Origin of the sequence: Proteus terrae, assembly GCF_003144325.1 — a bacterium.
Lineage (GTDB): Bacteria > Pseudomonadota > Gammaproteobacteria > Enterobacterales > Enterobacteriaceae > Proteus > Proteus terrae.
This window is the reverse complement of record NZ_PENS01000005.1, coordinates 257,327-283,892: the sequence shown is the minus strand read 5'-3', so window position 1 is coordinate 283,892 and position 26,566 is coordinate 257,327. Positions and strand designations below refer to the sequence as shown.

Genomic DNA, 26,566 nt, shown 5'->3' with positions numbered 1-26,566 from the left:
TTGACGCAAAATAATAAAACCAATAGTCACTATCCTTTGTAAAGGTTTTTAAACTATGTCTACAACTCCTCAAATTTCGAGCCGTACTCTTGTGCTCATTGTTGTTTCTATTGCAATAAATATGATCGGTGGTCAAATCACCTCTATGGTCAAACTTCCTATCTTTTTAGACTCTATTGGCACACTTATCTGTGCATTATTAGGTGGGCCGTGGGTTGCATTATTTACTGGATTATTAACCAACCTATTATGGGGGTTAATTAGTGGTCCAATGGCTGCCGCATTTGCACCTGTTGCCATGATGATAGGATTAAGTGCAGGTTTATTAGCGCGTGCAGGCGGTTTTCGCTCTTTAATTCGTGTTATTGGCTCAGGCGTTGTCATTACTTTAGCGCTGATGATTGTCGCTGTTCCAATTCGTACTTATTTATTTGGTGGTGCAACTGGAAGTGGCGCAGATTTCTTTGTCGCTTATTTTCATGCTGTTGGTGAAGGGCTTATTGAATCTGTTGCAATTACTGTATTAGGTGCAAATCTTGCCGATAAAATATTATCAGCAATTATTGCTTGGTTATTAGTACGTCAATTACCACAAAGAACACAACGTAATTTCCCTGCAATGGCTAAGGTTCGCTGATAATGCATCCCTTTACCTCATTGGCATTATGGCTTTGGCTAAGTGCTAGTGTGCTTTTTTTATCATTAAGCTTACCACTGCTGATTATCAGCAGTGGTACTTTTATTAGCTTATTACTTTGGAAAGCCTCTCGCTGGCGTTGGCGCTTTATCATATGGTTGATGATCCCAATGGCAATAGGCTTATGGTTAGTTCATAGCGGTTGGCTTGCATATTGGTTAACAGGTGGCATTTTAGATACCAGTAAACAAACTATGGCAATAACGCTATGGCTAAGATTATTAGCAATAATAAGCAGTGCTCAATTGTGGTTGCAGTACACTTCAACCGAACAATTTATCAGAGCTTTATTTGCTAGTCGCCTACCTATGAGCCTTTCCTATTTATTAGCAGGGCCTTTACTGCTTGTAGAACAATTACGCCAACAATTACATAATATAAGAGAAGCACAATTAGCGCGAGGTGTTCCTCTTGATGGTTCATTTTGGCAACGTCTAATAACATTGCCTGCCATTATCTTGCCACTTATTAGCCATGTATTAAGTGACTTAACTATTCGTAGTGCTGCATTAGATATGCGAGGGTTTCGTATTATTGCAAAACGAACTACCCTTTATCCTCCTGCTGATACCCCACTACAAGAGATGTTTCGCTATTTGATTTTACTGCTTATCTTTGTTGAAGGAGCTATTTGGCTATGGTACTAAGTCTTCAGCAATTTAGTTTTACCCTTAAAGGCGATGAGCAACCGATTATTGGCCCTATTGATTTGCAATTAAAACAAGGAGAATGGCTTGTTGTTTTGGGAGGTAATGGCAGTGGAAAAAGCCTTCTTGCCCAATTACTAGCAGGTTGGTATCCCGATTTATTAACAGGCTCAGTGCAAGGTTTGGGAATTGTACAAAATATTGCTCTAGATAAAAGCCGATTAGTGTCGCTGGCCCCAGGACGACAACTCGTTCAACAATCCCCCCAATTACAGCTCTCAGGCTGTGCTTTTACTGTAGAACAAGAGATTGCTTTTGGTCCTGAAAACTTAGGATTAAGCGATAATGAAGTTCGATTTCGTGTAAAAGAAGCAATGGTATTAACACAATGCGACAGTTTACGTTTTCGCCACCCTTCTACACTTTCGGGCGGAGAAGCTCAGCGAGTTGTGATTGCAAGTGCCCTTGCCATGCACCCCAAATTATTATTACTTGATGAAGCATTTAATCGTTTAACGCCTAATGCGACACAACAATTACAACAACGTATAAAACAATATTCAGAAGAACATAAATGCAGTGTGATTATTTTTGAACGTAACTTATTACCTGCAATAACGCTCAGTGAACAATTTTTATTGTTAGAAGCAGGAAAAACAAAAGCGACAGGCGCCTTAGAAGATATATTTCCTTTCTTATTTTCAACAATTAATGCCCCTGATTCATGGCAAGCTTTAAATTGGTTAGTTGAAAACCATTATTGGAACAAAAATATTGTAAATAACGATAAAGCTTTGCTTAAGGCTTTTAAGGAGTTTTATGCTACAGCTGGATAAAGTGTCTTATCGTTGGAGTGAAGATGTACCACCCTGTATTTCTCAGTTATCTTTAACGTTAAATCAAGGTGAATGGGTAACACTTGTTGGTGATAATGGTGCGGGAAAATCAACTTTATTGCGTTTAATTGCGGGGTTATTAACACCCAATGAAGGTGAGGTAAAACTCAATAATCAGCCATTATCTCAAATGAAAGCGACACAACGTGCTCAATATATTGGTGTATTATTCCAAGAGCCTGAACGACAAATATTTCATAATACAGTAGAAAAAGAAGTCGCTTTTGGCCTAAAACAACGCAAATTTTCTAAAGATGAAATTAAAAAACGTTTAGATGAAACATTAATACTTTGTGGCTTAAGTGATGTCGCTGATGTTCATCCTTTAGATTTACACGCTGGCCAGCGCAGAATGGTTGCCGTCGCCAGTTTAAGTATTCTATCCCCTCAAATATTACTGCTTGATGAACCGACTCGCGATTTTGATGCACATTGGCTAACTTGTTTTGAAAATTGGCTTCAAGTACAAAAAACATTAGGGACATCTGTTCTTGCTATTAGCCATGATCTGGACTTTACTGCACGCCATTTTCAGCGAGTCATTCATTTATCTTCAGGTAAATTAATTGCTGATGACGTACCTGAAAAGGTATTAATGAACTCAACATTACAATCTCTTTCAGATATACCTGCACCTACGCTATACTCATTAAGCCAAAAATTAAAATTACCAACAAAAAATTCCCCTATTGAATGGGCCAAAATGTTAGTTGAAATAAATAAAAATCATAAAATTAACTCATAATAATCTTAAGGTTTATCTCTCTATTATTAGCGTTTGATGTTGTTTATTTTGTTGCTGGAGATAATAAAATGGAAATTATTCACACTCTATTAGACTCGTTAGGTCATTTATCTCCTATTACACTTTTCCTCTCCATTACCTTAATCACGGCAGGAAAATCGACTATTGGTATTTCTTCATTCTTACCTCCTGCATCTTTAATGCTGATCTTTATTTTTGGTGCCTGTTTGCCTCTTTATTCACCTATCTTTCTTTGGCTAGCAACCAGTTTTGGCGCTCTATTAGGCTCGATTATTAGCTATGAATTAGGCCGTTCTATCTATCGATTTCCTCGACTTAAGGCATGGGTTAAGCGTTATCAGTCAAAAATTAATCGAGTTCAGCAGTTATTAAAAAATAAGACTCACTATATTTTATTTATTTCTCGATTCCTCGCTGTATTTCGTTATTTAACACCGTTTAGTGCTGGTCTATTAAAACTACCTACATACGGTATTTATATCACCAGTGCGATTTCTGCATTAATTTGGTCTGCTATGTTTGTACTGATTGCAACAGGCGTGCTTTCAATTGCCTTATAAGCGTTTTAATTACGACTCAATTTTACTGCTAAGCTTTACTTATTTTATTAACACTAAAAATGATCTGTTTCCCATCTTCATCATCGGATTATTTAACGATTTTCTGATCCCCTGTTTTTTCATTTTATTTTTTATTATCGATAAATAGGTTATTTTTTAGTTCGTTTTATCGTTTCTCTAGCAAGTTATTGATATTTTCTTTTGTGTTTTATGACTATCACCATAATTATGATTAAAAATTGCATAATTACTATGTTGATCACAAATTGTTATTTTCTTGTTTTAATTTCATTACGTCACATCACAATTTCTTAACGTTCCTTGTTTCTATAAAAGTTGTCATGTTGTATACAAGTTAGTGTGAAACATTCACCTGCGTTTTTATGTACAGGAACAACATCATGAGAATAAGAAAAACAAAGCTTGCCATCGGTATTGTTGCTGTTATTGCTGTTGTCTCATTAGCAGTAATCGGCAAAAAAGAGAATGCGAATAAACAATTTCTCTCTGTAGCAACCGCTTCAACAGGAGGAACGTATTATCCGATGGGAGTGGGTTTAGCAAACGTATGGAGTACGCATCTTAAGGATAGAGGCGTTCAAGTAACCGGGCAATCTTCTGCTGGCTCAATAGAAAATATCTATTTAATGCAGAAGAATGAAGCTCAACTTTCAATATTACAAAGCCTTTTAGCCGTAGAAGCCTACGAAGGTGTGCGTAATTTTGAAGGTAAACCAGAAAAAAATCTTCGTTCAATTTCTATGTTATGGCCCAATGTCGAACACTTTGTGTTGATGAATAACAAAGTGAAAACAGGCACATTAGATGATATTCGTGCAACGAGTTTTTCTGTTGGCCCTCAAGCCAGTGGTACTGAACAATCTACAATTATTATTCTTAAAGGCGTTAATTTAACTAAGAAAGATATCACTCCAGAATATCTTGGATACGGTGATACGGTTTCTGCCATGCGGGATGGTCGCCTTGATGGTGGCGCATTACCTGCTGGTGTGCCTGCTTCAGCGGTAACTGATATGTATGCAAGTGGTGTCAGTGCAAAATTACTCGAAGTCACAGATAAGCAACTTGATGATATCAATCATGTGGCAAATTCATGGTTTCGATTTGAAATACCCGCCAACACCTACCCTCGTCAAACTGAAATGGTCAATACGATTGCTCAACCTAATATCTTAATGACCACAACCAGCATTGATAATGATTTAGTTTATGAGCTGACAAAAACCATGTTTGAGAACCTGCCTGAAGTTCATCAAGTTCATAGCGCAGCCAAGTACATCACCACAGAAAATGCATTAAAAGGTGTTTCTGTACCATTACATTTAGGGGCTTACCGCTACTACAAAGAAATCGGATTAGAGATCCCTGATTATCTTATTCCGCCAGAAGCTCAAACGCAGACTAATAATAAATAACAGGAGTGAGTTATGACTAACAATGACCACCTAACTCCGGTAGAGCCACCTGCATTAGATAAAGAAGCAAGCTCCGGCAATCGCCAACTTGCAGGTATTTACCTGAAAATTACCACAACTCTTGCAATATTAATTTCGCTTTATGCTATTTATTCCAACGCATTATCAAATACTCAAGAGTTTTACCGTAATACTATTTTTCTTAGCGGTATTTTAATTTTAGGTTTTATTTTGTTTCCATTCTCTAAGCGTTTTTCAACGCCTAAATTTAATGGATGGGATTATCTTTTTATTGCTTTAACATTAATCAGTTATGGCTACTTTTTCTTTAATTATGTCGATCTTCACGTTGTGAGAAAAAGTATTCCAAATACGACCGATTATGTCATGGCAATATTAGGAATTATTGTACTGTTTGAAGCAGCAAGAAGAACCACTGGCTACTTTATTCCAGGACTTGCTACATTTGCCATTATCTACGCTTTATTTGGTCAGTATTTTATGGGGATTTTCGGTCATGCCGGATTTTCTGTAGAAAGATTGTTATACCGCTTATTTATGACCAGTGAAGGTATCTTTGGGATCACCCTTTCAACAGCCTCGACAGCAATTGTTGTCTTTATTCTTTTTGGCTCGTTCTTAAGTGTGAGTGGCGCAACAGCACTATTTAATGATTTAGCACTTGCTCTTGCGGGTCGTCGTCGTGGTGGTCCTGCCCAAGTTGCTGTTATTTCGTCTGCATTAACTGGTTCATTAAGTGGAAGTGCCGTCGCCAACGTAGCGACAACTGGTACCTTTACCATTCCTTTAATGAAAAACATTGGATTAACACCTCGCTTTGCAGGCGCCGTAGAAGCAACTGCATCAACAGGCGGTATGATAATGCCACCTATTATGGGTGCTGCCGCATTTATTATGGCGGGCTTTTTAGGGATTTCTTATACCACGATTGTTATTGCCGCGATTATTCCAGCGTTGTTGTATTACGCAGCATTAATTATGGCGATTGATATCGAAGCTAAAAAACAAGGATTAAAAGGTTTAAGTAAAGAGAATATCCCACAAGTTAAAGCGGTATTAAAAGCACGTGGTTTATTATTACTGCCTTTAGTTATTGTTATTGGCACCTTATTAGTGGGCAAAACACCTATTTATGCAGGTTTCTTAGGTATTCTAACCATTATTGTTGCAAGCAGGATTACACCTGATAAATCAGTCCGTATGACGTTAACTAAAGTGGCCGACGCCTTGGCTGAAGCTGCTCGTGGATCTGTTCAAGTGACTATCGCTTGTGCTGCCATAGGTGTCATTATCTGTGTTGTTACAATGACAGGTATCGGTGCAACATTAGCATTTAATATTGTCTCAATGACAGATAACACATTATGGATGATCTTATTAGTCGTTATGCTAGTGTGTATTGTATTAAGTATGGGTTTACCTTCAACAGCATTATATATTGTCGTAGCTGTTACAGTGTCACCTATCTTAATTAAAGCGGGTGTAATGCCTTTAGCGGCTCACTTCTTTGTTTTCTGGTTTGGTGCTTTATCCAATATTACACCACCTGTGGCATTAGCAAGTTATACCGCAGCCAGTATTGCAAGAGCCGATCCTATGCAAACATCATGGGATGCAGTTCGTTTAGCACTTCCTGGTTTTATCATTCCATTTATTTTAGTTTATAACCCTGCTTTATTGATGCAAGGTGATAATTTAGGTGTACTTTCTATTGGATTAATGATTATTAGTGCATTAATCGGAATTTATGCACTAAGTATCGCAACGGCAAACTTCTGGATGATTAAAACAACGTGGTTTGAGCGTATTGCATTTGCAGTAGCGGCAATTCTAATGATTAAACCGGGCTTATATACCGACCTTTTAGGTGTCGCCTTGATCCTATTAACCGGTGCATTCCATTTATTACGGTCTAAAAAACAGTTAGCCAATATGAGGCATGCATCTGGAGAAAACTAGATGATACAAAAGATCTCACGCCAAAAAGCGTCACATCAAATTCTTGAGCAGATAAAGCAAAATATTAGTAACGGGACATACCCTATTGGTGAAAAGTTACCCTCTGAAAATGTACTTGCTGACGCCTTTGGCGTCAGTCGAGTCCCCATCAGAGAAGCATTAGGTGTCTTAGAAGCCAGTGGCATTGTAACTTCACGCCAAGGGGGCGGCCGCCGTGTAATTGACCATTCTATACTCAGTAAATATGAGCCATTAGTTATGGAAATAGCTTGCCCTGAAGAGATAGATTCACTGCTTGAAATGCGTGAGGTCATTGAACATGAAGCGGCAGCTATTGCCGCTTTACGTCGAACACCAGAAGAATTACGCGCTATCGAAAACGCCCACGACGCTTTTGTTTTGGCGACAAGACAAAACAAAAGCATTGGTCATAAAGAAGATTATCAATTTCATCGTTCGATTATGGTTGCCGCACACAACCCTTTTTTTGTCAGGATCTTAGATAATATGCATGAGCTTTATCTTGGTGTCTTAATGTATTCATTAAGTCAAAATAAAGGGCGAGAGGCAGAAACAGAGCGTGTTATCGCAGAACATGAGGCAATTCTCGAGTCAATACGCCAACAAGATCACGATGAAACAAGCCATAGAATGCGTCTTCATTTGACCAATGTAAGAGGCAAATTAAAGCGCTTAAAACAAGAACCCTGTTAATTTTAAATTTATAAAATGGATAATATTATGACTTATGACGTGATTATTATTGGTGCGGGATTAGTCGGATTAGGGGTTGCAAGTGCACTACAAGAGAGTCACCCCGAACTGAAATTACTAGTGATTGATAAAGAATCTGGCCCCGCTGTTCACCAAAGTGGGCATAACAGTAATGTTGTTCATTCTGGTATTTATTACACGCCAGGGAGTCTTAAAGCGAGGTTAGCAAAACAAGGCAACATCACAACGTATGCATTTTGCCAACAACATAATCTCTATTATGATCGTTGTGGCAAAGTCATTGTTGCTACTAATGAAAAAGAGTTACAAGCCTTAGAAAATATTTATCAACGTGGCATTGAAAACGGACTTGAAGTTATCAAAATGACTGAAGCAGAGCTTAAAGTCAGAGAGCCTTATGTTAATGGTATTGCTGCCCTATTAGTCCCTGATGCGGGTATTGTGAATTATCCTGAAATTGCAGCAAAACACGTTGAAATTATTCAATCTCGTGGTGGCGAATTTGCATTTGGACAAGCGGTTACAGCAATTAATGAAACCGATGACACTGTCACGGTTACGACATCCAATAACCAATTTATAGGCAGATGGTTAATTAATTGTGCCGGTTTATTTAGTGACCGTATTGCTAAAATGGCAGGTTATGACACAGGTATGAAAATAGTCCCATTCCGTGGTGAATATTTTATGCTTAATACCAATAAAAACTACTTAGTAAATCATCTGATCTACCCTGTTCCTAACCCTGATTTTCCTTTCTTAGGTGTGCACTTTACACGCATGTATAACGGACATCGTGACGTTGGACCTAATGCGGTATTAGCTTTTAAGCGTGAAGGTTATAAAAAAAGCGACATTAACTTAAAAGATCTCGCCGAAGTTCTCACTTATAAAGGATTTTGGAAAATTGCTGGAAATTATTTAGGTGAAGGAATGGCAGAGCTTCGACGCTCATATTCACGTAAATTATTTACCGCAAATGCACAAAAACTCATTCCTGATTTACGCGAAGCAGATATTCATCCGGGCCCTGCCGGTGTTCGAGCCCAAGCATTAACTCGCGAAGGGAAATTAGTAGATGATTTCCATTTTGTAAAAGGTAAACGTTCACTGCATGTTTGTAATGCTCCATCACCAGCTGCAACAGCGTCTATTGAAATAGGCAGAGAAATAATAGTAAAAGAGCATTTTTCTTTGTAATTGAAAAAATATACTGTGAGTAAAAATAACAAATAGCACTGAAATTAATCAGTGCTTTTTTATTTTTATATTACTCACTGCATTCTTTTAACGCTTCATTCATTAACCATTGCTGAAATATTTCCATTGATGCTGTCATTGGCTTTGATTTTAAATATGTTAGCCAATATTTGCCCATTTCAACTTCTATTTTAAACGGTTGCACTAACTGGCCATTTTCAATTTCTCTTGAAAACATTTTTGCTGGTGCTAATGCAACGCCTCCTTCATAAATAGCGCTTTCAATCATTAAGCGTGAAGAGTCAAAAATAGAGCCCGTTATTTTGATAGGCGACATATCTGCTTTTGCAAACCATTGTAACCACTCATCTTCTCGATAAGAGCGATATAAGTTTTCATTTATTAAATCAGTTGGATGTTGTAAACGTTTCGCCGTACCCGATGAACACAATACCGTTAATGGCGCAGAAAATAATGCTTTGTTATGTGTTAATGGCCATAAACCTTCACCAAATCGAATAGCAAAATCTAATCCTTCAGTAGCCAAATTGACCACATTATTATTTGTTCTTAAATTCACTTCTATTCTTGGATATAACTGCCTAAATTCGGCTAACCTAGGTAATAGCCATCCCACTGCAAATGTGCCGACAGCCGCAATTGAAACAACATCACGATATTCACCACGTTCAAATTGCTTAAATACACGCTCAATATCACTAAAAGCTGTTGTTAATACAGAAAATAAGATTTGAGCATCATCCGTCATTTCTAAGCCTCTAGGCAAACGCTTAAAAAGAACAACACCAAGTCGCTCTTCTAATATTCTCACTTGTTGGCTAACAGCACCTTGAGTGACATACAGCTCTAATGCCGCTTTGGTGAAATTAAGATGTCTTGCAGAAGCTTCAAATGCACGCAATGCATTTAAGGGGAGATGTGTTCGCATAATATTCTTAGCCATTAGATTTTCTATAGGCTAAGGTGATTTATTATCGATTGTCAATAAATCAATTAAATAGGATATTGCACCTTATAAATAAACGGCTCTATATCTACCCAATAACTGTCTATTTATATTGAGATTTTCTTTATTAACTTAATATGAGCAACAATGACTATGTTTAAAACAACATTTCGCCAAATAGCCGCGATCGCAGTTTCATTAATATCTCTATTAGCATCACCAATGTTATGGGCTGACAACAATAATACAGTTGAAGAGCAATTAAATACGCTTGAAAAATATAGCCAAGGTCGTTTAGGCGTGGCATTAATCAACACGGAAGATAACTCACAAATAATATACCGTGGTGAAGAACGCTTTGCGATGGCAAGTACAAGTAAAGTTATGGCAGTTGCTGCCGTTTTAAAAGCGAGTGAAAAACAAGCCGGATTATTAGATAAGAATATTACGATTAAAAAATCTGACTTAGTTGCTTACAGCCCTATTACAGAAAAACATTTAACAATAGGAATGACTCTGGCTGAATTAAGTGCTGCTACATTGCAATATAGCGATAATACAGCAATGAATAAGATATTAGATTATTTAGGAGGTCCAGCCAAAGTCACTCAATTTGCACGTTCAATTAATGATGTAACTTATCGCCTAGATCGGAAAGAACCTGAATTAAATACAGCAATTCATGGTGATCCTCGTGATACTACCTCTCCAATTGCAATGGCTAAAAGTCTTCAAGCACTGACATTAGGTGACGCGCTAGGTCAATCTCAACGTCAACAACTTGTTACTTGGTTAAAAGGCAATACAACGGGTGATCACAGTATTAAAGCAGGTTTACCAAAACACTGGGTTGTTGGGGATAAAACTGGCAGTGGTGATTATGGTACAACTAACGATATTGCCGTCATTTGGCCTGAAAATCATGCGCCATTAATTTTAGTCATTTATTTCACACAACAAGAACAAGATGCAAAATATCGTAAAGATATTATTGCTAAAGCTGCTGAAATTGTGACAAAAGAGATATCTAATCCACCTCAAACAAAATAAATTTCTTTATTGATAATCTAGATAAGAAATTAAATGTAATAATAGAGTTATTAATTGGCTCTATTATTACAAACACACATAATAATATAAATAAAATAACATACAGGCAAAACAATTAGACTGTAATAAACAAGCATAATATACTGGCTTCTATTAAATGGATTTATTTTAAGGAAGTAAGATGTCTGATCTATTTGAATTAATAGGTGAATTACTATCCTGTGCAGGTCAAATTACACTCACTCAGATCCGACTTTGTATCGTTATTCTTACCCTATTAATGTTAGTTATTGTCTCTTTATGTACTTGGTCATTTGAGCTCTATTTTATTGGTGCTTCATTATTTTTATGTATGTTGCTTTATACACCCGAGATATATCGGTTTATTAAAAGCTGGATAGTTTAATTTACAGTTATAAAAAAGCCTCCGTTAAATTAACTAGAGGCTTTCTCTATTAAAAATATCTCGTGTGATGATTTAAATTAACTAAATCTAAATGTGTAGAAAATTAAAGTGGTAAAGCAAAACTCACTTTTACTGTTTCCATTGGTACTTCTGTTTTTATACTTTGGATGCTTGGAATTTGTGTTAAATAATCGGCATGAAAACGACGATACGTTGCTAAATCTTTAGTAACGATGCGAATAAGAGCATCACATTCACCAGCCATTAAATGACATTCAACCACTTCAGGTAATACCTTGATAGCTTTTACAAACTCTTCAATAGTTTCAGCATCTTGTGCTCTAAACCAAATCCTTGCAAATAAAGATAACCCTGCATCAACCTTACTACCATCTAATACAGCAACATAACGAGTGATCACACCAGACTCTTCGAGTAAACGCACGCGACGAAGACAAGGAGAAGGTGAGAGTCCAACCTCTTTTGCCAGTTCAATGTTCTGGATTTTGCCATCACGTTGAAGCACCTGCAAAATATGTTTATCTATCTTATCTAATTTTATTGACATCAAAGATTAACCTTAATTCTATTTGTGGAATTTTATTGCCAATTAATTCTTTTTGTTAGCAACAAAGCAACCCGATTTTTTCGAAAACATCATATAATCTTTCCGCTAAATTTCACAGCAAAAACGATATTTCTCTTAAACTATCTCTATCAGGTGAAAAGATGGAATTTAACACTTTATTATTATTCGCACTGACTGTTCTACCGCTTATCTGCACGCCTGGGCCCGATATTCTTTTTATCTCATCTCAAGGGCTATCTGGCGGTATAAAATCAGCATGGATTGCCAATACTGGCGTTATATCAGGCTATTTAACCCATGCATTACTGAGTGCGTTAGGGCTTGCCGCCTTAGTATCAGCATCACCCATTTTATTTCATTTACTCAAATGGGTTGGTGTGTTCTATATTAGTTATCTTGCAATCAGAATGCTGATATCAGCCTGTAAAAAAGGTCAATTAGCCCTAGATGCCTCAAAAACCTCACATCTATTTCGTAAAGGTTTTTTAACCAGTTTTCTTAATCCTAAAGGACTACTCGTTTATCTCGCTATTTTACCAAACTTTATTGATAATCATAATGATGTAGCAACACAATCATTGCTGTTATCTGGGATATTTATCACGACTTGCTTAATTATTTATGGTCTGCTCGGCACCTTTTTTGCTTATATTGGCTTAAAAGGTGGTTTAAGTGAAAAACGTCGCCGCTATAACGATGGCATTGCAGGAGGATTACTCACTTTTGCAGCTATTAATCTGGCTTTAAATTAGCCTTAATCCTAAGCACTATTTATTATTCTAGTCAGTATTTGACCACAAAAATGCCTCTATTTAAGTGGTCGAATATCTGCCCATAATAATTGACAATTTGTGGTTAACGGTCTTATTTCACCTTCACGAATATCAGGCAACCACCAAGCGCCTTGGCCTTTTGACAAACGCTGACAAGTCGCGCCTATTAAAGTCCATTCGCCTTGAGTGACATAAATTAACCCTGCATGAGAACTAGGCAAAATAAGTGGCCGTGTTACTAAGGTCGTTTCTGCTTTCCAACACGTCCGACGTACCATGATATTTAGGCACTTTACGCCACCTTTAATAAGTTCAGATTTAACATGGATATCACCTGAAAAATCAAAAGGCTGATAAGAGTCTGTAACGGAATGACTAAGAAAACCAGGGCTATTTAAATTGACGCCATTACCTTCTAATAGCACTATTTGCCGTTCAATGTCAGGGAACTGTCCTAATGAGCTATTCTCTTCGATAGAGGTTAAACACGCTCGCCATGAAAAATCATTATTAACCGGCCAACACACAATTTCTTGCGTTGTGCCTTTTTGATTATTCCATGATATAAACGGTAACTCTTGCTGATCAAAACAACGTAGCTTCATTGTATCCTCCTGCAATATCTGGCTATCAGTCTGATAATGAGGTTAAGGATTAATCATTGGAGATTACCGTCAATAAATCAATAGCTAACTTTTAAAAATGTGCGCTGACGTCAGCTATTTACGTCGTAATTTTCTGCATCCTTCACCAATAATTTCCATTCCTTTTTCAGTACGACTATTCCATTGAAAAGAAGAGTTTAAACGGAATGCATGATTAAATTGGGAACTGGTGGAAAACATTGAACCCGGCGCAATACTGACACCTCGTTCTAATGCAAAGTGATAGAGTTTATTGGCATCAAATGTTGACTCAAACTCTAACCAGAGAAAATACCCTCCTGATGGAATATTCACTTTTACATCTTCAGGTAAATGCGTTTGTATCGCTTGCAACATCCGATAACGCCTTTGTTCTAACAATAATCTTAATCGGCGAAGATGCGTATCATAACCACTTTGTGATAAATAATCGGCTATAGCTTGTTGTGTTGGCATACTGGCAGAAACTGTACTCATCATTTGCAACTGCTGTATTTTTGTTGCATGTTTTCCTGCCGCAACCCAGCCCACACGAAATCCTGGTGCAAGGCATTTAGAAAAAGAAGCGCAATGTAAAACGCTATTTGTTTTATCAAAACCTTTTACTGGCATCGGTGCTTTCTGGCTGTTATAGAGTTCGCCATAGACATCATCTTCAATTAGCGTTATCTGTTTCTTCGCTAATATTTCCACCAGCCTTATTTTATTCTCATCGGGCATTGTTCCACCTAATGGGTTTTGACAATGGCTCATCAACCAACAGGCTTTAATATCGTATTGCTCCACTACCTTTTCGAGTTCATCTAAACAAATTCCTGTTACAGGATCTGTTCTAATGGCAATCGCTTTTAATCGCAAACGTTCAATGGCTTGTAATGCACCATAAAATGCAGGTGACTCAATCACAACCCAATCACCCGGTTCGGTAACAGCTTGCAAACTAAAACTTAATGATTCCATTGCACCAGCAGTAATCACAATTTCATCTGGAGAGACATGAATTCCTTGTAATGCATAGCGTTGTGCAATGTTACGGCGTAACTTTTCATTTCCCGGAGGCAGATTGATCACCGAACTTTGGGGCGCTAGATGTCTTGCAGCAGAAGCCAATGCACTACTTAATTTAGGTTGAATAAATAAACTCGGATCGGGGAAAGCGGAACCAAAAGGAATAATTTCAGGATCTTTACATGCTTGAAGGACATTGAAAATAGAGGTGCTTATCTCAACATTTTCACTCATGTGTAGCCCTTTACTGGCTGTCACTTGACCAAAGCGTGTATTACGATGAGCAACGTAATAACCTGATTGTGGTCGTGCGGTTATCCATCCTTGGCTTTCTAATAACTGATACGATTGTAAAACAGTCATTAAACTTAAACCTGATTGTTTCACCGTATCCCGCAATGAAGGTAAACGGTCACCAGATTGCCAGATATTATCTTCAATCTGTTGGCGTATTTGCGCTGCAAGCTGTTCATATCGAGTCATATAAAACTGTTCACCTCAAAACTGTTATAGTCATTTTTAAACTTATTGTCACTATTATAGCTTACTGTCATATGGTCTACTAATCCACACGATTTACCTGCAATTTATATTTACATATCAATAAAACGAGGTTTTTTATGCTTGGGTTAAGTGCCTTTGATTTGGCGCGTATCCAATTTGCGTTCACAGTTTCTTTTCATATTATCTTCCCTGCGATTACCATCGGACTGGCTAGCTTTTTAGCCGTATTGGAAGGTTTATGGTTAAGAACTCGCAATAAGGATTATTTAGCGTTATTTCATTTCTGGTCAAAAATATTCGCTGTTAACTTTGCTATGGGCGTTGTCTCTGGTTTGGTCATGGCCTATCAATTCGGAACCAACTGGAGTTTTTTCTCTGATTTTGCGGGCTCAATTACAGGCCCTCTACTCACTTATGAAGTTCTTACCGCTTTCTTCTTAGAAGCTGGTTTCTTAGGTGTGATGCTGTTTGGTTGGAATAAAGTAGGCGAAAAACTTCACTTTTTCGCAACCTGTATGGTGGCATTAGGTACATTAATGTCTACGTTTTGGATCTTGGCTTCAAATAGCTGGATGCAAACACCACAAGGGTTTGAAATTATAAATAACCAAGTTGTTCCTGTAGATTGGCTCGCGGTTATTTTCAATCCATCATTCCCTTATCGCCTTGCTCATATGGGTGTTGCTGCTTTCCTTGCTTCGGCCTTCTTTATTGCTGCATCTGCCTCGTGGCACCTGCTCAAAGGCCATAAAACATCAGCCATGAAAAAGATGCTTTCAATGTCGTTGTGGATGATTTTAATTTTAGCCCCCATTCAAGCACTCATTGGTGATATTCATGGTTTAAATACCTTAAAACATCAACCTGCAAAAATTGCTGCTATTGAAGGCCATTGGGAAAATAAACCGGGTGAAGCAACACCACTGATCCTTTTCGGTATGCCGGATATGGATGCTGAAGAAACTAAATATAAGATAGAAATTCCTTATCTTGGCAGCATGATCTTAACCCATAGCTTAGAAAAACAAGTTCCTGCATTAAAAGAGTTTCCAAAAGAAGACCGACCTAACTCACCTATCGTTTTCTGGTCTTTCCGCATTATGGTTGGCCTTGGTATGTTAATGATTTTAGTCGGTGTTTGGGGAACGTGGCTACGATATAAAAAGAAACTTTATGAATCTAAAGCTTTCTTACGCCTAACTTTTCTAATGGCGCCTTCAGGACTTATCGCTATTCTTGCCGGTTGGTTTACAACTGAAGTAGGACGTCAACCTTGGGTTGTTTATGGCATACAACGAACACGAGATGCCGTATCAGCACACGGCGAAATGCATATGAGTATAAGCTTGCTGATCTTCTTAGTTGTTTATAGCTCTGTATTCGGTGTTGGATATGCCTATATGTTAAAACTGATCCGTAAAGGTACACCGGAGGTTCATCATGGGAATTGATTTACCCGTTATTTGGTTCGTCATCATCGTATTTAGTACATTAATGTATATTGTAATGGATGGCTTCGATCTCGGTATCGGTGTGCTCTATCCATTTATTAAAAGCGACCAAGATCGTGACTTAATGATGAATACCGTTGCTCCAGTATGGGATGGCAACGAAACATGGTTAGTTCTAGGAGGAGCCGCATTATTTGGTGCTTTTCCATTAGCTTACGCGGTTATTCTTGATGCTTTAGCAATGCCTCTAACATTAATGCTTGTCGCCTTAATTTTTCGTGGTGTCGCATTTGAATTTCGTTTTAAAGCCGATGAAAATCACAAAGGTTTTTGGGATAAATCATTTATCTTTGGATCTATCTTAGCCACTTTTATGCAAGGCGTTGTCGTTGGTAGCGTAGTTCAAGGTTTACCAGTTGTTAATCGCACTTTTGCAGGTAGCTATTTTGACTGGTTATCCCCTTTTGCACTCTTTTGTGGATTTGGATTAGTTATCGCCTATTCCTTATTAGGATGTGGCTGGCTAATTATGAAAACCGAAGGTCATTTACAGCAGAGTCTATATAAGGTCGCTAAACCTCTTACACTTGTTATGCTTGCAGTCATTGCAGCGGTTAGTGCATGGACACCATTAGCACAACCTGCAATTGCTGAACGTTGGTTCACATTACCAAACCTGTTCTTCTTTTTACCTGTTCCTCTTTTAGTGTTGTATAGCACTTGGTTAATTTTACGCTCAGTGAAAAAACAAGGACATTACCTGCCTTTCTTTGGTGCGCTGGCCTTAATTTTCTTAGGTTTTGCAGGATTAGGGATCAGTATTTGGCCTAACATTATTCCACCTGCAATTAGTTTTGTAGAAGCGTCCGCACCGCTAGAAAGCCAAGGATTTATGCTAGTTGGCGCACTGTTTATTATTCCAATTATTCTCGTGTACACATTCTGGAGTTATTACGTTTTTAGAGGAAAAACAAATTATGAAGAAGGTTATCACTGATCCACAAATACAAAGCAAACCCTCGTTATTAAAAAGATGGGGATGGTTGATTACTATTTGGTTTTGTAGTGTTTTAGCCTTATTCGCAGTTTCTTCCCTCTTTCGTTTTTTAATGACGTTAGCCGGAATGAAAGTCAAGTAAAGGCAAAATACATACAGCAATATAATCAACTAGCACCGAATACGGTAAACTATAGAATAGAAGTAAAAAAAGGGCTGAAGTTATCTTCAGCCCTTTTATCTTTATTTAAGATAGTGAACGACTCTTTAATGTCATTAAAACTTAACCTATTCTTATTAAATACTCTTTTAGTAATTAATTTTTATATAAATTTCTTTGTTATAAAAATAAAACACAAAAGCAAATATTTTCATTTATCCATAATTAACTAAATTTAAATCAAACACCTTGATAAAATCATTTTAAATACATCATTTTTGATTAAAAATAAGAGATAAAATCTTTTTTAGGCATTTATTACGATAAATAAAGATATAAAAAATCCTATAAAAAGCTATCTTCTCTATAAATAAGATGGAATGAATGTTGAATTAAGTTTCCAAAGTAATTATGATATCGCCGCCTAGCAGGTTCATATCTGTATTATTTTATAAAGACACACCAAATGTGTCATTTAGATATGCCATATGATTAATTCAAGAATTAAATCCACTCCCTATTAAAAAAGGATGGATAATTGATGATGTCTGTTCAAAATACATATTTTGATAATTTAGATTTATCTTAATTGCTAAGAAAGATCACTTACACTAGGCTTACTCATTGTTGCTACTAAATTAAGGATGAAATCATGAATTGGTATTTGGAAGTCATTAAAAATAATTATGCTAACTTTTCAGGACGTGCTCGCAGAAAAGAATATTGGATGTTTACTCTAGTAAATACCATTATTATTACCATCCTATATGCTATTGTGATTTCATCAATAGACATGAATACGGGTGAAATGAGTGGATTAGGTTCAATTGTTGGTATCATTTTAGGTATTTACTCTTTAGCTATTATTATCCCTAGCCTTGCAGTGACTATTCGTCGCTTCCACGACCAAGATAAATCAGGTTGGATGTTTTTACTTGCATTTATTCCCGCTGTTGGTGGATTAATTGTTTTTGTCTTTATGTGCCTTGAAGGTACTAAAGGTGACAACAGATTCGGCCCAGATCCTAAAGCTTAATCTATTACTGAATGAATATAACAATACAGTGAGTGTAACTAGATTAAGTATACTCACTGTATTAATTGATTTTCCTACCTTTGTTACAAAGATCTAAAAACATTCCTTTCTTTAAATAAAATAACACTGGCTCATCTCCTCCCGCATTGTACTTTGGTATTTTTACTTGCTTCTAACGTTTCTAATTAACGCCATCACGTTATTACACTATGCTTATTGCATTGATCCTTAAGTTTTCTTTGTTATGAGTTTGAACTTAGTCACACAATATAAGTAAAAAATACGCTTTCCTTTACTAAATCAATGTTAATATTGATAATGACTATCATTATTAATTGAAAATAATAATATCTACGTCGATAAAACAATTAAATGAGTCAGGTAAAAAAACGTGAGTAACCAAAAAACACCTCAAGAAAAAAATATTTATAAACCAGCACCTCCTCGCCTAGTTCAAGTAAAACGTATTACTGATGTCACTCCAGGAATGCGCTGTATTACCTTTACTAGCGATGATTTAGATACTTATCCAGCAGATACTGCGGGAGCACATTTAAAAATATTCTTACCTTTAGAAGGCCAAGTTAAACCTACCGTACCGGGCTTTTCTGAAAAAGGCCCTAAATGGCCTGAAGGCGAACCAAGATCGATTGTACGTACTTATAGTGTTCGTGCTATTCGTCCTGAGCAAAAAGAGTTAGATATTGAATTTGCCGTACATGACGATGCAGGTCCTGCTATTGATTTCGCGCTAAATGCTAAGCAAGGCGACTATATTGGGATCACTAATCCGGGTGGCCCTGATCCTTTATTAGCACCTGCGTCACATTACTATATGGCAGCTGACCCAAGTTCATTACCAGCTTTAATGGCTTTAATTGAAACCATGCAGCCTAATGTTCAAGGAAAAGTTGTTATACGAGTAGAAGACGAAACACATCGTCAAGAAATTAAACACCCTAGCGGCTTAGAGATAATCTGGTTAATTGGCTCAGTAGAAGAACAAACCCAGAACTTAATTAATGAATTTATATCATGGGAATTGCCTGCTGAAGATGTGGCATTTTGGATTGCGGGTGAAGACAAAATTATTCGTGCATTAAGACGCCATATTCGTCGTGATAACGGTTACGATCGTAGTTTAATTTATGCCATTCCTTATTGGCGTTTTGGTTATGACGAAGAAGGTTATCATTCTGAACGTCATCATGTTATGGATAACGAAGACGTAAACTGAGTGATAAATTAAAGATCAAGTGTTGGCTGTACAGGCTGCATATTAAATCCTTCAATAATATGCAGCCTTTTTTATTTTATACAAAAATCCCTACGCCTATTTAATCATTATAAGCAGCTAATACATGCTGACATAATGTAGAGCGCACACAATCTTCTTGCATAAATTTAATCACTCCTACTCGATTATTAGCTTCAAATCGAATCAGTGCATCTGCTAATCCAGACGGTACATTAGTAGGTAAATCACACTGGGTAATATCGCCATTAACCACAACGGTGACATTTTCACCCATTCTGGTTAGAAATAATTTCATTTGATTTACCGTAACATTCTGCGCTTCATCTAGAATAACAAATGCATTTTCAAAAGTACGCCCCCGCATATAAGCGAAAGGTGCAATTTCAACTTTACCGATTTCAGGTCGTAAACAATATTGTAAAAATGAAGCACCTAAGCGTTTCACTAATACGTCATAAACCGGACGAAAATACGGTGCGAATTTTTCAGCAATATCGCCGGGTAAGAAACCGAGATCTTCATCTGCCTGCAATACTGGTCGAGTAACAATAATACGTTCTATTTCTTTATTAATTAAAGCTTCGGCAGCCATTGCGGCACTAAGAAAGGTTTTACCACAGCCAGCTTCGCCTGTGGCAAAAATAAGATTTTGATGCTTAATTGCATTCATATATTGGCGCTGTGCTTCGTTGCGAGGAGATAACACACGTTCATCGCGTTTTTCTCTCGCCATGCCAATGGTATCAATATCCCCAAATCCCGGTAAAACCATAACATTATCTCGATGTGCTCCATTACGTTGTTCTTTACGTGAGGTGCGTTTATTTTCTCGGCGTAAACGTGTTGCTGCTTTTTGTCTACTCATAGTGGTATTTACCCTTGTTAGTCTTCAAAAAGTCATCGACATCTCTGTTTTTATTCCATTCACTTACCGGTGAGTCCCCTTCAGACTCTATTTAGTCGCAGAAAACAAAAAACCGGTCACAATCCTGAACATTAAACATCAATGAACGGGTTGTTGCCGGTTTTCTGTGAGTAACGAGATATTTCCATTGCTTCTGTCATTCATATTCCCCATCATGGAGTTAGAGTGAAAATTAACGAAGCTTTATGACAGTATAATGACAAAATAAAAATATTTTCAATACTGAGATGATTTATAACGAGATGGACTTAACATAAAAATAACAATAAGTGTTATTTTTTGGGGGGAATAAATGAATTTCTTACGATTGCCTTTTGTTTATTGGTTACTACTTAACCTCATTCCATTTATTGGTTTTGAACTTCACTCTGGCTCTCTTAAAATGGGCTTCTTTTTTTATCTCGGTTTACTCACTATTACGACTTCTGGGATCTGGCTTTTTTATTGCCTCTCCTTTTTTATTAAACAAAAAACATCTCCTAATCCCAATCACACACCTCGACAATTAGTGACAAGTGGTCCTTATAAAATAAGTCGCAATCCTATGTATCTTGGTTTTTTAGATATCAGTATCGGGTTATTTTTTATTTTTGGTAATTGGGGTTTTTTAGGAGCTGCAATTGCGTTTTACTTTATTACTGATCGCTATACGATAGTACGTGAAGAGAAAATCTTAAGTGAATTATTTCCACAAGCGTGGCAACAATATTGTCGCCACGTTCGTCGTTGGATGTGACCTAAATAATTACGATTAAGGCTGTTTACAGTTATTAGCTAAACGGTAACCTGCCTTAATAGCCTCACTCTCTGTTTTAAACAAAACCGCATTTTTATCTGACATTGTTTTATAACCAGAACAATGTGCAAAATGGTAGATCTTACTATTAACATTACCTTTAATATCTTCAGATTGTGATGTATTTACTTGTTTAGGCGTTTCAGTTTTAGCTTTAGTGGCTGGTGCACTATTTGTTGCAGATAATCCGGCACCGCTATTTTTATGTCCTAATTGCCACTTCACTTCACCCGTCACAAACGGATTATGATATCCAACAATACGAGCAATACGGTTATCACGCTCTTTTTCCCAAGCTGTTGGTGGATAAGCATTATCCCAAGCCATTAATAACTGTTGTTGTTGGCGTGACATAGAGAGGTTATAGCGATCATGTAAGTAGAAATAAACCCTTGCTACTTGCCCCTTAACTTCATTGCGAGGTTCAAAAGTACGTGACGCGAAGTCAACACGGCTACGGCATTGACCATATTGATAAGGTGCTTGTGCTGGTAATTGTCCAAAACTAAAATTGCTACGATCCCCATTAACTTCACCAATAGATGGCGCTAAATTGTGTAAATCAGCTTCAATTTTGCCAAATACAGGATCGTTTTTCACACAATTAGTTCTGCCTCCATTTTGCCAACATTGGCGTTGATGACCAAAAACCCATGCGGGAACAATATGCTCCCACTCAATACGTTCTGCTCTTGTTTGTTGGGTTCTGATTTTATAACCACAACTGGCTAAATTAACACGTCCACCAGATTTACCTACCCATTCCCAATCACAACCACAATAAATAGTGCCTTGTGATTTTTGATTTTGATCATAATAAATACGTTCTTTTGCTACCTCTTTCGCTTTTGTAAAATTTTCGGGGGCTTGTGCTTGCACTTTTAGCGTAATAAAAAACAAACCCAACACAACCGCGGTATAGTGTAATATTTTTCTCAAAGTGGTATCTGCCTTACTCTTTGTTTTATTAAACCCAATAAGAATTATTTTTAATAACCAACTGATAATCTTATTTTTATTTAGCCTAATCTTACCTTTTTTTTATTTATTTTGGGCAATCTTTCTTGCTATTTTTTGTATAAAAAATAAAACAATAAGCGTGAATGGTGATAGAAAAAGCCGTTATTCTCGACATTAACGTAAAAGGGATTTGCTATGGTTTAGTCCATCAATGATTTGGAGAAATTTAAAAATGAATGAGAATATGCTGAATTTGATGGACGAATTAGTCGAGATAACAAAAAAACATGCGAATAACGAAGATGTTAAAGCGCATGCTAGTTTAGAGTCTGAGAATAAATTACGAATTCAGATTATTATTTCTGACAAAAATGAACTGGATATTACATTAAATTCATTACAACACGCGATGTAAGTCATTATACACTCGGACGCTTGCGATATAACCATAATCCCGGCAAGGATAGCCCGATAGAGAGCGCACCGACAATAAATGAAGCTTTAAGGAAATTAGTAACTAAAGCTTCAAAAATTTCTGCGCTATAACCAATTTGTGTTAACTTCACCACTGAGATCATCGCTATATATGCATTTATTCCTGGGAACATCGGAATAACCGCGGCAACAGTAAAAACTTTAGGGTGTGCAAGCCACCAACGTGACCATTGAATACCAATGCAACCCACTAAAATGGCAGCACAAAAACTTGCCCATTCTATGTTCATCCCGCTCATTACTAAAACAGTACGAGAGCCGTGCCCTATTGCTCCTAATAGTGCGCAATATTTTAATGCCCTTAAAGGTACATTAAATACCATCGCAAAACCTACTGCGGGAATAGCAGCTAAGATCATATCTTCAATTAGGGTGAGAAGTATCGTTATTATGCCCAATCTCTTAACTCCCATACTGCCATAGCTAAAATAACGCCTAAACAGGTGGCTAAAGTTAACATTGTTGCCATTGCCCAACGCGCTAAGCCTGTATTAACGTGCCCTTTAAACATATCAGCAACAGCATTAATTAAAGGAAACCCGGGAACAAGTAATAAAACGCTGGCTGCCATTGAAATAGTCGCCGTGGTTTGAAAATAAGAGAGCTTTAATAATAGACCAGAGACTGAAGTTGCCACAAATGCAGTAATACAGAAATTAATTAATGGGTTCATTTGGCGATGTGTTAATGCTTGGCGAACAAACATACCAAGACCACCACCAATGGCAGAAACTAAAAAGCCATCCCAATTACCACCATTTAATTTAGAGAAACAGCCACAAGATAAGGCAACCATAAAAATAATCGCCCAACGAGGATAACGTAACGGTTTTATATGCTCAAAGCGTTTTCTTGCTTCATGAATATCTGCAAGGTGATGTTCGACCAAAATAACAATATGCTGCACTTCAGTGACAACATGCATATTAATACCGCGATCGACAATCTTACGTGTTGAAGTTTGGCAATGCCCATTAACAATGGTGGTTAATACCACTGCATTAGCAGAAATTGCACTTTCGACTTGATGTACACCTAAAGCTAAACCTAGGCGGGTTGAAAGCTGTTCAACCAGCATACTTTCTGCACCATGCTGCAATAACAACAACGCAGTTTGAATACATAACTTGGTAATTTCACGCTGTTTATCTTGTGAAATGGCAGTACAATCCGCCATTATCTCATTATCCATACTATGCCTTAGTTTTAATCAAAAACGAGCCATTGCTAATATAAAGTTTATCAGCATAGCTCGTTTCTCGCTCTATTATCTTTCAATACTATTATGAACAAATAAAATATTTAAGGCTGTAGGCAGATCAATGTTATAGGTGGATAGTCATAAATATTGTTATAGAAAGTTACACTACAGTGATTAAATATCCGTTCCTTATTTTTAACTTACATCATCAAATAGCAATCACTGTTTTAATAAAAAAGCACTCAAATAAGTGCTTTATAAACTAATTTAATTAAGAAAATTAGTAAGGTTTAATTACTTCACCAATTCATTAGCTTGAATATAAGACTCTCCCAGAGTTTCTGCAACAAATACAGGAACACCATAAACAGCAGAAATAACAGAAGAGAGTTGTACCAGTTGCTCTTTATCATTTTTTTGTGGATCGGCAGTCATTATCATACCTACACAATATTCACTAAGAAGCTTTTTCCCCTCTTTAAGCCAACGTCTAACCGCCTTCATCCCTTCCATATCTTCTTTTTTATGCTCTTTATCCTTTTTATTGATGGAAGGGTAAACCAGAACAAATTTTCTTTTTTCGTTTAATACAATATCCATTTCAGCAGTCCAATCATTGGCATCTTCCAGTGTTTCTGGAAATATTTTCATCGTAATAACAGGAAATTGCTCAACACCCATAACGGTAAAAGTTTTATTATTCAACATAATACTCATCTCTAATTAATAACAATCGTTACACTTTAGAATGACTATCATTCTCAATCAATAAAGATCCGAGTATTTAAAATAAAACCGCATTAATAAGCAATCACATTCACCTACAATTTAAAATGGCAATGCTTAAATTTAAAAATAAAAAACCCCTAAATCGAGATCTAGGGGTTGCATACTATTTTCTAACTTCTATAAAAATTTTAGCGAACAACTAAAACAGATTGCTTAGCATAAGCAACAATACCTGATGCATTTGAACCCAATAGATGGGTTGAAATACTAGGACGACGAGAACCTATTACAATTAAATCTGCATGAATTTTTTCAGCGAGTTCTAAAACTTTATCTCTTGCAGAACCAAATACGGCTGAAAATTCGACTTGTTCATTTGGCAAATCAATGCCATCAGCTAATTCTTGCAGTTGTTCTTGTACACGCTCAAGTGCTTTATTTGCAAAAGAGCTGAGCATGTCATAATGATAGCTATAACTAATAGAGAAACGTGAAATATCAGGAATGGCATGGAAAAGATGTAGTTTTGCGCCTTCTAATTTGGCAATATAAACAGCATGTTGTAAGGCTTTAGTCGTTAACTCATCTTCTGAAATATCAACAGGTACTAGAATTGTCTTGTACATAGCAACTCCTCATTATCAGATTATTGTCTGTTTATTATTGTAGCGTTAATCCCACAGCTTGCTTATTTAATCTTCCTCTAGATGCCATTTATGCAATTGTCGATGAATAAAAGGTGTCACTACAAGCCCAATTGATAAAATAAAAACACACTGAAGAAATAAACCATAAATTGCAATAAAAAAGCGCCCTGTTGGGGTTGCAGGTGCCGGCTCTACCGGTTGACCACTTAACATAGAGATTGCATTTAATGAAGATTCCATAAAACTATGTCCTTCAATTAAATAAAATCCTAATACGCCGGGTAATAATCCTAAAAAAAAGAAAATAGAGCCTATTACATAATAGCGTAAGATGCGTAGAATAAAATGATCGAGCCTTAAAAGTTCTTGGGTAAATTTTTCCATTCTTATTCACTCTATAGAGTGTTTATTCAATAAATGGCTTATTGAATAAATAAGATAAGCTACACAAAAAAACTAAAAAATATGCTATGAGAGATGCTCATAGCATATTAGTAATATATTAACGAACCACTAATACTGAAATTTCAGCATAGCGAACAACACCCGCAGCGGTTGAGCCTAATAAATGAGTGCTGATATTAGGTCTACGTGAACCAATCACAATTAAATCAGCTTGAATATCTTTTGCTGTAACTAAAATTTCATCACGCGGTGAGCCAAAAGTAACCGTATAAGCGACCTTTTCAGCAGGCAAATCCACCGAATCTACCAACATTTGCATATCATTCTCTGCCTTCACTGTCGCTTTATCTTTAATTTCTGGATAACCCAATGAATAAGCATTAATGATTGCTGAAGAGATAGGAAGAACATGAATTAAATGTAAATTAGCTCCCGTTTCTTTTGCTAAATACACTGCATGTCGTACCGCTTTACTGGTTAACTCTTCTTCTACAATATCAATAGGCACTAAAATCGTTTTATACATAATAACTCCTCTCAACTCTCCATTTGCCTTAATCCTATCGCAATAACCCAAAGATTACTGTGAGTGAATTAACTAAAAACAATCTAATCTTAATATAAACCTACTTTAATTATTAATACGTT

Annotated in this window: 31 protein-coding genes; 19 read left to right on the top strand and 12 right to left on the bottom strand. The window is 36.8% G+C overall.

The window, feature by feature from the left end:
* Window positions 1-55 precede the first annotated feature (55 nt).
* The 9 genes from DK857_RS06120 (at window position 56) to lhgO (ending at window position 8,917) form a co-directional block, all read left to right on the top strand.
* Window positions 56-637, top strand: coding sequence for an ECF transporter S component (locus DK857_RS06120; protein WP_098942621.1), 582 nt, complete (start codon window positions 56-58; stop codon window positions 635-637).
* A gap of 2 nt (window positions 638-639) precedes the next feature.
* Window positions 640-1,344 carry an energy-coupling factor transporter transmembrane component T gene (locus DK857_RS06115; protein WP_167392445.1) on the top strand — a complete coding sequence of 235 codons (705 nt, stop codon included), beginning with the start codon at window positions 640-642 and terminating at the stop codon, window positions 1,342-1,344.
* A complete protein-coding gene (locus tag DK857_RS06110) occupies window positions 1,335-2,180 on the top strand; it encodes an energy-coupling factor ABC transporter ATP-binding protein (RefSeq protein ID WP_109401785.1) in 846 nt (281 codons plus the stop codon). Before DK857_RS06115 ends, DK857_RS06110 begins: the two co-directional genes overlap by 10 nt.
* Complete coding sequence (locus DK857_RS06105) at window positions 2,164-2,985, top strand: energy-coupling factor ABC transporter ATP-binding protein (RefSeq protein ID WP_109401784.1); 822 nt, start codon at window positions 2,164-2,166, stop codon at window positions 2,983-2,985. The genes DK857_RS06110 and DK857_RS06105 overlap by 17 nt, the downstream gene beginning before the upstream one ends.
* A gap of 68 nt (window positions 2,986-3,053) precedes the next feature.
* Window positions 3,054-3,566, top strand: a complete 513-nt coding sequence (locus tag DK857_RS06100; protein ID WP_109401783.1) for a DedA family protein — start codon at window positions 3,054-3,056, stop codon at window positions 3,564-3,566.
* Between the two features lie 401 nt (window positions 3,567-3,967).
* Window positions 3,968-5,002, top strand: coding sequence for a TAXI family TRAP transporter solute-binding subunit (locus tag DK857_RS06095; protein ID WP_088495417.1), 1,035 nt, complete (start codon window positions 3,968-3,970; stop codon window positions 5,000-5,002).
* 12 nt (window positions 5,003-5,014) lie between these two features.
* Window positions 5,015-6,982 carry a TRAP transporter permease gene (locus DK857_RS06090; RefSeq protein ID WP_109401782.1) on the top strand — a complete coding sequence of 656 codons (1,968 nt, stop codon included), beginning with the start codon at window positions 5,015-5,017 and terminating at the stop codon, window positions 6,980-6,982.
* Window positions 6,983-7,696, top strand: a complete 714-nt coding sequence (locus tag DK857_RS06085; RefSeq protein WP_109393872.1) for a FadR/GntR family transcriptional regulator — start codon at window positions 6,983-6,985, stop codon at window positions 7,694-7,696. It begins immediately after the preceding gene.
* A 15-nt stretch (window positions 7,697-7,711) separates the two neighbouring features.
* Window positions 7,712-8,917, top strand: coding sequence for an L-2-hydroxyglutarate oxidase (lhgO, locus tag DK857_RS06080; RefSeq protein ID WP_109401781.1), 1,206 nt, complete (start codon window positions 7,712-7,714; stop codon window positions 8,915-8,917).
* A gap of 70 nt (window positions 8,918-8,987) precedes the next feature.
* Here the strand turns inward: lhgO and DK857_RS06075 are convergent, their stop codons facing one another.
* Window positions 8,988-9,866: a LysR substrate-binding domain-containing protein gene (locus tag DK857_RS06075; RefSeq protein WP_109401796.1), complete on the bottom strand. Its 879-nt coding sequence runs from the start codon at window positions 9,864-9,866 to the stop codon at window positions 8,988-8,990.
* 171 nt (window positions 9,867-10,037) lie between these two features.
* Here DK857_RS06075 and bla point away from each other — a divergent pair, with 171 nt between their 5' ends.
* Together bla and DK857_RS06065 are read left to right on the top strand one after the other, a co-directional pair.
* Window positions 10,038-10,934: a class A beta-lactamase gene (gene bla, locus DK857_RS06070; protein WP_109401795.1), complete on the top strand. Its 897-nt coding sequence runs from the start codon at window positions 10,038-10,040 to the stop codon at window positions 10,932-10,934.
* A 181-nt stretch (window positions 10,935-11,115) separates the two neighbouring features.
* Window positions 11,116-11,340: a hypothetical protein gene (locus tag DK857_RS06065; protein ID WP_109393874.1), complete on the top strand. Its 225-nt coding sequence runs from the start codon at window positions 11,116-11,118 to the stop codon at window positions 11,338-11,340.
* Between the two features lie 103 nt (window positions 11,341-11,443).
* On the opposite strand, the gene DK857_RS06060 is transcribed toward DK857_RS06065, so the two are convergent.
* Window positions 11,444-11,908 carry an Lrp/AsnC family transcriptional regulator gene (locus DK857_RS06060; protein WP_023582027.1) on the bottom strand — a complete coding sequence of 155 codons (465 nt, stop codon included), beginning with the start codon at window positions 11,906-11,908 and terminating at the stop codon, window positions 11,444-11,446.
* Between the two features lie 161 nt (window positions 11,909-12,069).
* Here DK857_RS06060 and DK857_RS06055 point away from each other — a divergent pair, with 161 nt between their 5' ends.
* A complete protein-coding gene (locus DK857_RS06055) occupies window positions 12,070-12,681 on the top strand; it encodes a LysE family translocator (protein WP_109401780.1) in 612 nt (203 codons plus the stop codon).
* A 56-nt stretch (window positions 12,682-12,737) separates the two neighbouring features.
* Here the strand turns inward: DK857_RS06055 and DK857_RS06050 are convergent, their stop codons facing one another.
* Window positions 12,738-13,307, bottom strand: a complete 570-nt coding sequence (locus tag DK857_RS06050; protein ID WP_109393876.1) for a HutD/Ves family protein — start codon at window positions 13,305-13,307, stop codon at window positions 12,738-12,740.
* Between the two features lie 114 nt (window positions 13,308-13,421).
* Window positions 13,422-14,837: an aminotransferase-like domain-containing protein gene (locus DK857_RS06045; RefSeq protein WP_109393877.1), complete on the bottom strand. Its 1,416-nt coding sequence runs from the start codon at window positions 14,835-14,837 to the stop codon at window positions 13,422-13,424.
* A 137-nt stretch (window positions 14,838-14,974) separates the two neighbouring features.
* On the opposite strand from DK857_RS06045, the gene DK857_RS06040 reads away from it, so the two are divergent.
* From DK857_RS06040 to DK857_RS06020, 5 genes are all read left to right on the top strand, one after another.
* The gene (locus DK857_RS06040; protein ID WP_109401779.1) at window positions 14,975-16,309 is read left to right on the top strand and encodes a cytochrome ubiquinol oxidase subunit I; all 1,335 of its coding nucleotides are present in this window, start codon (window positions 14,975-14,977) and stop codon (window positions 16,307-16,309) included.
* Window positions 16,299-17,306 (top strand): cytochrome d ubiquinol oxidase subunit II, encoded by a 1,008-nt coding sequence (gene cydB, locus DK857_RS06035; RefSeq protein WP_109401778.1) that lies wholly within the window; start codon window positions 16,299-16,301, stop codon window positions 17,304-17,306. Before DK857_RS06040 ends, cydB begins: the two co-directional genes overlap by 11 nt.
* The gene (locus DK857_RS06030) at window positions 17,287-17,448 is read left to right on the top strand and encodes a DUF2474 domain-containing protein (protein ID WP_088495408.1); all 162 of its coding nucleotides are present in this window, start codon (window positions 17,287-17,289) and stop codon (window positions 17,446-17,448) included. The genes cydB and DK857_RS06030 overlap by 20 nt, the downstream gene beginning before the upstream one ends.
* 670 nt (window positions 17,449-18,118) lie before the next feature.
* Entirely contained in the window at window positions 18,119-18,502 is a 384-nt protein-coding gene (locus tag DK857_RS06025; RefSeq protein WP_006536506.1) for a DUF805 domain-containing protein, read from the top strand.
* A gap of 391 nt (window positions 18,503-18,893) precedes the next feature.
* A complete protein-coding gene (locus DK857_RS06020; protein ID WP_109401777.1) occupies window positions 18,894-19,739 on the top strand; it encodes a siderophore-interacting protein in 846 nt (281 codons plus the stop codon).
* Between the two features lie 100 nt (window positions 19,740-19,839).
* On the opposite strand, the gene phoH is transcribed toward DK857_RS06020, so the two are convergent.
* Complete coding sequence (gene phoH, locus DK857_RS06015; RefSeq protein WP_109393881.1) at window positions 19,840-20,625, bottom strand: phosphate starvation-inducible protein PhoH; 786 nt, start codon at window positions 20,623-20,625, stop codon at window positions 19,840-19,842.
* 352 nt (window positions 20,626-20,977) lie between these two features.
* Here phoH and DK857_RS06010 point away from each other — a divergent pair, with 352 nt between their 5' ends.
* Complete coding sequence (locus DK857_RS06010) at window positions 20,978-21,421, top strand: methyltransferase family protein (RefSeq protein ID WP_100160255.1); 444 nt, start codon at window positions 20,978-20,980, stop codon at window positions 21,419-21,421.
* A 15-nt stretch (window positions 21,422-21,436) separates the two neighbouring features.
* Here the strand turns inward: DK857_RS06010 and DK857_RS06005 are convergent, their stop codons facing one another.
* Window positions 21,437-22,420, bottom strand: a complete 984-nt coding sequence (locus DK857_RS06005) for an endonuclease (RefSeq protein ID WP_109401776.1) — start codon at window positions 22,418-22,420, stop codon at window positions 21,437-21,439.
* A gap of 253 nt (window positions 22,421-22,673) precedes the next feature.
* On the opposite strand from DK857_RS06005, the gene DK857_RS06000 reads away from it, so the two are divergent.
* Window positions 22,674-22,856: a hypothetical protein gene (locus tag DK857_RS06000; RefSeq protein ID WP_036912881.1), complete on the top strand. Its 183-nt coding sequence runs from the start codon at window positions 22,674-22,676 to the stop codon at window positions 22,854-22,856.
* Between the two features lie 4 nt (window positions 22,857-22,860).
* Here DK857_RS06000 and DK857_RS05995 read toward each other — a convergent pair whose 3' ends face one another.
* The 6 genes from DK857_RS05995 to DK857_RS05970 form a co-directional block, all read right to left on the bottom strand.
* Window positions 22,861-23,334: a threonine/serine exporter gene (locus DK857_RS05995; RefSeq protein ID WP_109394037.1), complete on the bottom strand. Its 474-nt coding sequence runs from the start codon at window positions 23,332-23,334 to the stop codon at window positions 22,861-22,863.
* Complete coding sequence (locus tag DK857_RS05990) at window positions 23,325-24,128, bottom strand: threonine/serine exporter family protein (RefSeq protein ID WP_109393883.1); 804 nt, start codon at window positions 24,126-24,128, stop codon at window positions 23,325-23,327. The genes DK857_RS05995 and DK857_RS05990 overlap by 10 nt, the downstream gene beginning before the upstream one ends.
* A 303-nt stretch (window positions 24,129-24,431) precedes the next feature.
* Window positions 24,432-24,845, bottom strand: coding sequence for a hypothetical protein (locus tag DK857_RS05985; RefSeq protein WP_109401775.1), 414 nt, complete (start codon window positions 24,843-24,845; stop codon window positions 24,432-24,434).
* Between the two features lie 209 nt (window positions 24,846-25,054).
* On the bottom strand, window positions 25,055-25,492 hold the full coding sequence (locus DK857_RS05980) for a universal stress protein (protein WP_098942597.1): 438 nt from the start codon (window positions 25,490-25,492) through the stop codon (window positions 25,055-25,057).
* Between the two features lie 66 nt (window positions 25,493-25,558).
* Entirely contained in the window at window positions 25,559-25,897 is a 339-nt protein-coding gene (locus DK857_RS05975) for a hypothetical protein (protein ID WP_075674296.1), read from the bottom strand.
* 118 nt (window positions 25,898-26,015) lie between these two features.
* On the bottom strand, window positions 26,016-26,444 hold the full coding sequence (locus DK857_RS05970) for a universal stress protein (protein WP_036912874.1): 429 nt from the start codon (window positions 26,442-26,444) through the stop codon (window positions 26,016-26,018).
* Window positions 26,445-26,566: the final 122 nt, after the last annotated feature.